The organism is Candidatus Methanocrinis alkalitolerans (genome assembly GCF_029167205.1).
GTDB classification, from domain to species: domain Archaea; phylum Halobacteriota; class Methanosarcinia; order Methanotrichales; family Methanotrichaceae; genus Methanocrinis; species Methanocrinis alkalitolerans.
Window position 1 is genome coordinate 40,309 of record NZ_JARFPL010000019.1, and the last position, 7,407, is coordinate 47,715.

The following is a 7,407-nucleotide window of genomic DNA, read 5'->3' on the forward strand; positions in this document are numbered from 1 at the left end:
CGATGGATAAAGAATATACGCGATACGAACGCGCCAGAATTGTGGGGGCTCGAGCTTTACAGATTTTGATGGGCGCCCCGGTGTTGATCAAGACCGAGTCCATAGACCCCCTCGAAATTGCTCTTGAAGAGATGAGATTGGGATTTGTTCCCATAACCGTAAAACGGGATCGAAGAACCTCAAGGTAGGTGAAATTTTTGGATGATGAAGTGATAACGCCAACGGAAGAATACGAGACCCTTATTCCCATAGACGAGTATCTAGCGGCGGGCATACACATAGGCACTCAGCAGAAGACGAAGAGCATGAAGGATTACATCTACAGGGTCCGGACCGACGGCCTCTACGTCCTCGACGTCCAGTCGACGGACAAGAGGATAAGGCTCGCGGCCAAGTTCCTCGCCAAATACGATCCGAGCAGGATTCTGGTCGTCTCGGCGAGGCAGTACGGCCAGCGTCCTGCGACGATGTTCTCCAAATCCGTCGGAGCCAGGGCGATAGTAGGGCGGTTCATACCCAACACTCTGACAAACCCCACATTCTATGACTACGTCGAGCCCGACGTGGTGGTGGTCACAGACCCCAGCGGCGACAGCCAGGCGATAAACGAGGCGATCGACGTCGGAATTCCCGTGGTGGCCCTATGCGATACCAATAACCTGACCTCCAACGTCGATCTGGTGATACCCACCAACAATAAAGGGAGAAAGGCCCTCACTCTGATCTACTGGCTCCTGGCGAAAGAGGTCCTCAAGGAGAGGGGAGAGGAAGATAGGTTCAGATACTCGGTTTCAGACTTCGAGATGGAGTTTTGATTAGATGAGACGTCCGGCAGTGGCAGGCCAGTTTTACCCCCGCCACCCCGAGGACCTGGTAAAGGCGCTGGAGGAGGCCTTCAGGGATGCCGCCGGAGGAGGCCCTCTCCCGATCCGGGGGGCGGTCGTCCCCCATGCTGGCTACACCTACTCTGGAGGCGTGGCGGCGGAGGTCTATTCGATCCTCCCGGAGAGGGAGACCTACGTCCTCATCGGCCCCAACCACCACGGCCTCGGCCTTCCCGTCGCCCTCTCGAAAGAGTCGTGGATGACGCCTCTGGGGGAGGTGGGATGCGACCTGGAGCTGGCGGATGAGCTTTTGGGCGGCATCATCGAGGTCGACGAGTCGGCCCACCTCTACGAGCACTCCCTGGAGGTCCAGATACCGTTCCTCCAGGCCAGGTACCAGGGGTTCAAGATCCTCCCCATATCCATGGGACTGCAGGACGAAGAGACGGCCATTGAGGTGGGCGAGGCGGTCGGCGAGGCGGTGAAGAGGCTCGGCAGAGACTGCACCATCATCGCCAGCAGCGACTTCACCCATTATGAGCCCCAGGAGGATGCGAGGAGGAAGGACTCCCAGGTGATCGAGGCGATCCTGAGGATGGACGTCCCCGCCATCTACAGGACCGTCTATGGTCTGAACCTCACATCCTGTGGGTACGGCCCCATATCGGCAGCCATAACCGCGTCCAGGATCCTGGGGGCAGAGAGCGGCAAGCTTCTCCGATACTCCACCAGCGGCGACGTCACCGGAGATTATGGCCAGGTGGTGGGCTATGGGGCGATAGCCTTCATCTAGGAGGCGAAGATCTGACCACCGCTTCCGCCCCCGGCAAGGTGATCCTCTTCGGGGAGCACGCCGTCGTCTCCGGAGCTGCTGCCCTGGGCGCGGCGGTGGATCTGAGGGTCAGAGCCACCGTCGAAGATCTTCCGGGAAGGCTTGAGATATCGGCGCCGGACCTTCGGATCGCTCTGGAGGGGATATCCATAGACCCCATGTCAGCTGCCGTCCTTACAGAAGAGGTCAGCAGAAGGGCGTCTCATGCCACAAGGTACGTCTCCGCCGTTTTGAAGGAGTTTGGGGCGAAAGATCTCAGGGTCACCCTGGTGTCGGAGATCCCCTCCGCCTCGGGCCTCGGGTCGTCGGCTTCCGTAGTCGTTGCCACCCTGGGTGCTCTGAGCTGCCATCTGGCTCTCGACCTCTCCATAGACGATATAGCAGAAGAGGCCTACAGGATCGAGAGGCAGGTCCAGGACGGGCTAGGCTCGCCGACTGACACCGCCCTCGCAGCCCGGGGCGGATATCAGTTCGTAGAGGGGTCGGCGAGGCCGATGGACCTCCCCGAGATCAGGCTGGTGGTGGGGTTCACCGGGAGATCTCACGACACCCGGGCCGAGGTGGAGAAGGTTCAGAGGTTCAGGTCCAGGTATCCGGAGTTCGTCGACCCCATATTTCGGGCGATGGGCGAGATATCGAGGCTTGCGCCCGGGTGCATCAGAGACGGTCGCCTGGAGGAGCTGGGAGGGATGTTGAACGCCAACCACGGCCTTCTGGAGGCGATCGGAGTCGGGACCCGGGAGCTCTCCGAGCTCGTCTACGCCTCCCGAGGCGCGGGCCGGGCCTTCGGCGCCAAGCTGACGGGAGCGGGCGGCGGCGGATGCATGATAGCCCTCCCCCGACCAGATCCGGAGAACGTGCTGAGGACGATGACCTCCATCTCTCAGGCGAGAGGGGTTCCCTTCTCCGTGGTGACGGGCTGCCAGGGGCTGAGGGTAGAAGATCCGGCGGGCGAGATATGACCGGGATCAAAATTCTTAAGATCGGGGGAAGCGTCCTCACCGACAAGGCCCGCCTGGAATCGGCGAGGTTTGAGGTTGTTGAGAGGATCGCCGCCGAGATCGCCGGGGCCGGAGAAGGGCTGATACTCGTCCACGGTGCCGGATCCTTCGGCCACATCCACGCGAAAAATTTTGGTCTTGTCGAGATGTTCAGCCCCGAGGGGGTCCTGCAGACCCACAGGTCTGTGGTCAGGCTCAACGACCTGGTGGTCGAGAGCCTCACCGGGGCCGGGTCGAACCCCGTCCCCGTCCACCCCCTCAGCTCCACCATCCTCAAAGATGGGAGGATAGATCTCATGGAGATCGGGCCGGTGGTGGAGATGGTGAATAGGGGCCTGCTCCCCGTCCTCCATGGCGACGTGGCCATGGACCGGGTTAAAGGAGCGGGGATCGTATCGGGAGATCAGCTGGTATCACATCTGGCGAGGGCATTGAAGCCTGAGATCGTGGGCCTCGGGACCGCCGTCGACGGGGTGATCCATAACGGCGAGCTCCTCGCCGAGGTGAGAAGGTCCGACCTATCGAAGATCGGCTCGGATCTGGGTCCTTCGGCGGGGGTGGATGTCACCGGCGGGATGAGGGGGAAGCTCCAGGAGCTTTTGGACCTGGCCGACGACGGGGTATCTTCAACGATATTCAACGCCGAGAAGCCGGGGATGATCGAGAGGGCCCTCCGAGGCGAGAGGGCGGGAACTTTCGTGGAGGGGAGGGCGTGACCACAGCCAAAAGGAAGCTCGACCACATCAGGATCTGTCTGGAGAAGGAAGTGGAGGGGGGATGGCGCCCCTTCGACGACCTTTCCCTCGTCCACAGAGCCCTGCCGGGTATCGACGCCGACGATATAGATACCAGCTGTCGATTTCTCGGGAAGGATCTTGCATTTCCCTTTATGATCTCCGGGATGACGGGGGGCCATCCCGATACCAAAGAGATCAACGTCAACCTGGCTCTGGCGGCCCAGGAGGTGGGGGTGGCCATGGGGGTCGGATCCCAGAGGGCGGCCCTCGAGAGGGCCGAGGTGGAGGAGACCTTCTCGGCGGTGAGGGAGGCGGCACCCATGATCCCCATCGTCGGGAACATCGGGGCTGTCCAGCTCCGGCGGGGGGGGGCCGAGGTGATAGACAGGCTGGCGGAGATGATAGACGCCGACGCCATAGCCGTCCACCTTAACTTCCTCCAGGAGAGCGTCCAGCCCGAGGGGGAGACCGAGGCAGAGGGCGCCATCGAGGCCATCAGGTCTGCATCCGATTTGAGGGTCCCCATCATCGCCAAGGAGACGGGGGCGGGGATCTCCGGCGAGGATGCCCGCGCCCTGCTGGAGGCGGGGGTGGAGATCATCGACGTAGGGGGGCTCGGCGGGACGAGCTGGTCTGGGGTTGAAGCCTATCGGGCGGAGGAACGGGGTGACCTAAAGTCCGCTAAGATGGGACGCGTATTCTGGAACTGGGGGGTGCCAACCCCCGTCAGCGTCGTAGAATGCGCATTTTCCGGAGCACAGGTCATCTCCTCTGGAGGTGTCCGAAGCGGGATAGACGTTGCAAAGAGCATAGCCCTAGGGGCGATGATGGCGGGGGCTGCTCTCCCGTTCCTCGCTCCTGCAACGGAGGGGTCTTCCGAAGTGGTGGAGGCCCTCCGGGTCTACAGAAGGGCCTTTCTGACCGCCATGTTTCTCACGGCCTCCAAGGACGTCTCGGACCTTCGATCCGCGCCGATCGTCGTCCTTGGGAGGACGAGGGAGATCCTGGAGCAGAGAGGGTTCAGTGCGAAAAAGTTTGCTGTTCATAGAGAGATGTCGAGATGAAGGATATTGGAATTGTAGCGATCGGTGGCTACGAAGAGATAGGAAGAAATATGACCGCCATCAGGGTCGGTCATGAAATACTGATAATGGACATGGGTATCCGGCTGGACCGGGTTCAGATCCACGAAGATACGGACCTGGAGAGGCTGCGCCCTTCTGAGCTCATATCCCTGGGGGCGATCCCCAACGACAGCGTCATGAAGGACGTGGACGGTCGGGTGAGGGCGATAGCCTGCACCCACGGCCACCTCGACCACATCGGTGCGATATCGAAGCTCGCCAACAAGTACAGGGCGCCCATCATCGGGACCCCCTATACTGCGGATCTGATCAAACAGGAGATAGAGGGGGAGAAGCTCCAGCAGACAAAGAACGAGGTGGTGACGATGAACGCGGGCAAACGGAGGCAGATCTCCCCCGACATCGAGCTGGAGTTCATCAGGGTTCAGCACAGCATAGTCGACTGCGTCTTCGCCGCCATCCATACCCCCAAAGGGGTGATCCTCTACGCCAACGACTTCAAGATGGACAGGAGCCCCACCTTGGGCCAGCCCCCGGACTTCGCGAGGCTGAAGAAGCTGGGCTCTGAAGGGGTCATCGCCCTGATAACGGAGACGACCAACGCCGGGGTCTCGGGGAAGACCCCCTCGGAGCAGATCGCAAAGGACCTGGTCTGGGACGTTCTGATGGGGACTGAGGAGACGAAGTCGGGGGTTCTCCTGACCACCTTCTCGTCTCACATCGCTCGGATCAGGTCGATCATCGAGGCAGCCAACGAGATGGGAAGAAAGCCGGTCCTCCTGGGAAGATCGATGGAGAAGTACTGGGGTACGGCGAAGAGGACGGGGTACGCCCCCAAGTCCGACGACCTCCAGGTCTACGGCAGGAGAAAGAGCGTCGACAAGTTCTTCAAGAGGATGATGCAGGAGGGCAAAGACAAGTACCTCCCCATCATGACAGGCCATCAGGGAGAGTCGGGAGCGGTTCTGAGTCGGCTCGCCAGCGGCGAGACCGACTATCAGCTCGAGTCCGGAGACAAGGTGATATTCAGCGCCGGGGTGATACCCCAGCCCCTCAACAGGTCCAACCGCCACATTGTGGAGACGAAGCTGAAGATGAAGGGGGCGAGGGTCTACGACAACGTCCATGTATCGGGCCACGCCTGCATCGAAGACCATTGGGAGCTATTGAGGATGGTAAACCCCGAGCACATCATCCCCAGCCACGGAAACTTCGATAGCCACGGAAAGTACCTCTCCATGGCCGAGGATACCGGCTACGAGCTCGGCTACACCTTCCACATCATGAGGAACGGCCAGGAGCTCGTCCTCCCCTGAATGGGCGGGAGAGGATGGCGAAGAAGGGGGGAAGGGATCCCGGGGATGAAGGCGAGGGGAGAAGGACGGGGAGAGGAAGACGAAGGAATAATGCGAAGGAAGGAGGAGGCGTGACAAGATTATGGCGATCCTTGACGAGGAACTGAGAAGGCGGGCCGGGATGATATCTGGGGCCATCGAGGAGCTCTTGCCCGTGGTCCATCCGAGGGAGCTCTACTCTGCCGGGAGGCATCTCGTGGATGCCGGGGGAAAGAGGCTCCGGCCGTGCATGCTTCTATTGGCGGCCGAGGCCGTAGGCGGCGATCCGAAGGCCGTAGTTCCGGCCGCCGTCTCTATAGAGCTCGTCCACAACTTTACCCTGATCCACGACGACATCATGGACAACGCCGCGACCCGCCGCGGCAGGCCCGCGGTCCACGTCAAGTGGGACGAGGCCGGTGCCATCCTCGCTGGGGACACCCTCTACTCCAAGGCCTTCGAGATCCTGACCGCCGTCGGCGGAGTCGACCCCCAGGATATGGTCGCGTCGGTGGCGATGCTCGCCCGGACCTGTGCCGCCATCTGCGAGGGGCAGTGGCTGGATATGGAGTTTGAGAGGAGAGAGCGGGTCACAGAGGAGGAGTACCTGGAGATGGTCGAGAAGAAGACGGCGGTCCTCTACGGTGCCGCCGGTTGGATCGGCTCCCGCCTCGTCGGAGCTTCGGATGAAGAGGTCGAGGGGCTGGAGAGGTTCGGCCGGCTGGTGGGGATGGCCTTCCAGATCCAGGACGACGTCCTCGACCTGACCGCCCCGGCCGAAATCCTTGGAAAGCCCCGGGGCGGGGACCTCGCCGAGGGGAAGAAGACCCTGATCATGATCGATGCGATATCCAAAGGCGTCGATATCCCCATATTCGCCAAAAAGAACGCCTCCACCGAGGAGATCGAGGCGGCGCTGGCGATCCTGCGGGCGAGCGGCTCCATCGATTACGCCAGGAAGAGGGCGGTGAGGCTGGTGGAGGAGGGAAAGGGGGCTCTTGGCGTTCTCGCCGACTCCGAGGCGAAGAGTCTGCTGATGAAGCTCTCCGACTACATGATAAGCAGAAGTTATTAATCTCTCAAACGACAGACGGGATTCGTAGCTGAAGCGCCGTCGGGGTCGCGGCGGCGGTGGAATAAAGTTGCAGGATGGGAGGAGGCGTTCAAATTGGACGAGCATAATCACGAGCACGGGTCGCAGAAGCATGGAGACGGGCTGAAGAAGCACGAGGTCGAGCACCTCATCGAGCACTGGATCGAGCACAACAGGAGCCACAGCGAGAGCTTCCGGGCGAGGGCGGATGAGATGGAGGCTACAAGCCCAAAGGCTGCGGCGAGGGTCCGGGAGGCGGCGGAGCTGATGGACGCCTGCACAAAGAAGCTGGTGGAGGCGGCGGGGGAGGTGTGAAGGGCAGCAGAAGGTGATTAATCCCCTCTATCGCCTCAACGCTGCAACGATCCCAAGATCCCACATTCCGCGTTTTGAACTTAGAAGTCCTGAATTTCTCTCTGTAAATATCCACAACATTTTTTAATAATAGCATCCAAGGCACCTCGAAGGTAAGTAGCATGGATGTGGACGTCCAATCATACC

9 protein-coding genes are annotated in these 7,407 nt (G+C 61.0%); all 9 read left to right on the forward strand.

Features of this window, described 5'->3' with window-relative positions:
- The first annotated feature begins 2 nt into the window (after positions 1–2).
- Positions 3–188 carry a DNA-directed RNA polymerase subunit K gene (locus P0O24_RS07360; protein WP_214032211.1) on the forward strand — a complete coding sequence of 62 codons (186 nt, stop codon included), beginning with the start codon at positions 3–5 and terminating at the stop codon, positions 186–188.
- Entirely contained in the window at positions 189–815 is a 627-nt protein-coding gene (gene rpsB / locus P0O24_RS07365) for a 30S ribosomal protein S2 (protein ID WP_316969100.1), read from the forward strand.
- A 4-nt stretch (positions 816–819) separates the two neighbouring features.
- Positions 820–1,617, forward strand: coding sequence for an MEMO1 family protein (locus tag P0O24_RS07370; protein ID WP_316969101.1), 798 nt, complete (start codon positions 820–822; stop codon positions 1,615–1,617).
- Between the two features lie 38 nt (positions 1,618–1,655).
- Positions 1,656–2,618 carry a mevalonate kinase gene (mvk, locus tag P0O24_RS07375; protein WP_316969102.1) on the forward strand — a complete coding sequence of 321 codons (963 nt, stop codon included), beginning with the start codon at positions 1,656–1,658 and terminating at the stop codon, positions 2,616–2,618.
- Positions 2,615–3,373, forward strand: a complete 759-nt coding sequence (locus tag P0O24_RS07380) for an isopentenyl phosphate kinase (RefSeq protein WP_316969103.1) — start codon at positions 2,615–2,617, stop codon at positions 3,371–3,373. Before mvk ends, P0O24_RS07380 begins: the two co-directional genes overlap by 4 nt.
- Positions 3,370–4,458 carry a type 2 isopentenyl-diphosphate Delta-isomerase gene (gene fni / locus P0O24_RS07385; RefSeq protein ID WP_316969104.1) on the forward strand — a complete coding sequence of 363 codons (1,089 nt, stop codon included), beginning with the start codon at positions 3,370–3,372 and terminating at the stop codon, positions 4,456–4,458. Before P0O24_RS07380 ends, fni begins: the two co-directional genes overlap by 4 nt.
- A complete protein-coding gene (locus P0O24_RS07390) occupies positions 4,455–5,795 on the forward strand; it encodes an RNase J family beta-CASP ribonuclease (RefSeq protein WP_316969105.1) in 1,341 nt (446 codons plus the stop codon). The genes fni and P0O24_RS07390 overlap by 4 nt, the downstream gene beginning before the upstream one ends.
- Positions 5,796–5,916: 121 nt before the next feature.
- Entirely contained in the window at positions 5,917–6,888 is a 972-nt protein-coding gene (locus tag P0O24_RS07395) for a polyprenyl synthetase family protein (RefSeq protein ID WP_316969106.1), read from the forward strand.
- A 93-nt stretch (positions 6,889–6,981) separates the two neighbouring features.
- Positions 6,982–7,221, forward strand: a complete 240-nt coding sequence (locus P0O24_RS07400) for a hypothetical protein (protein ID WP_316969107.1) — start codon at positions 6,982–6,984, stop codon at positions 7,219–7,221.
- The last annotated feature ends 186 nt before the right edge of the window (positions 7,222–7,407 follow it).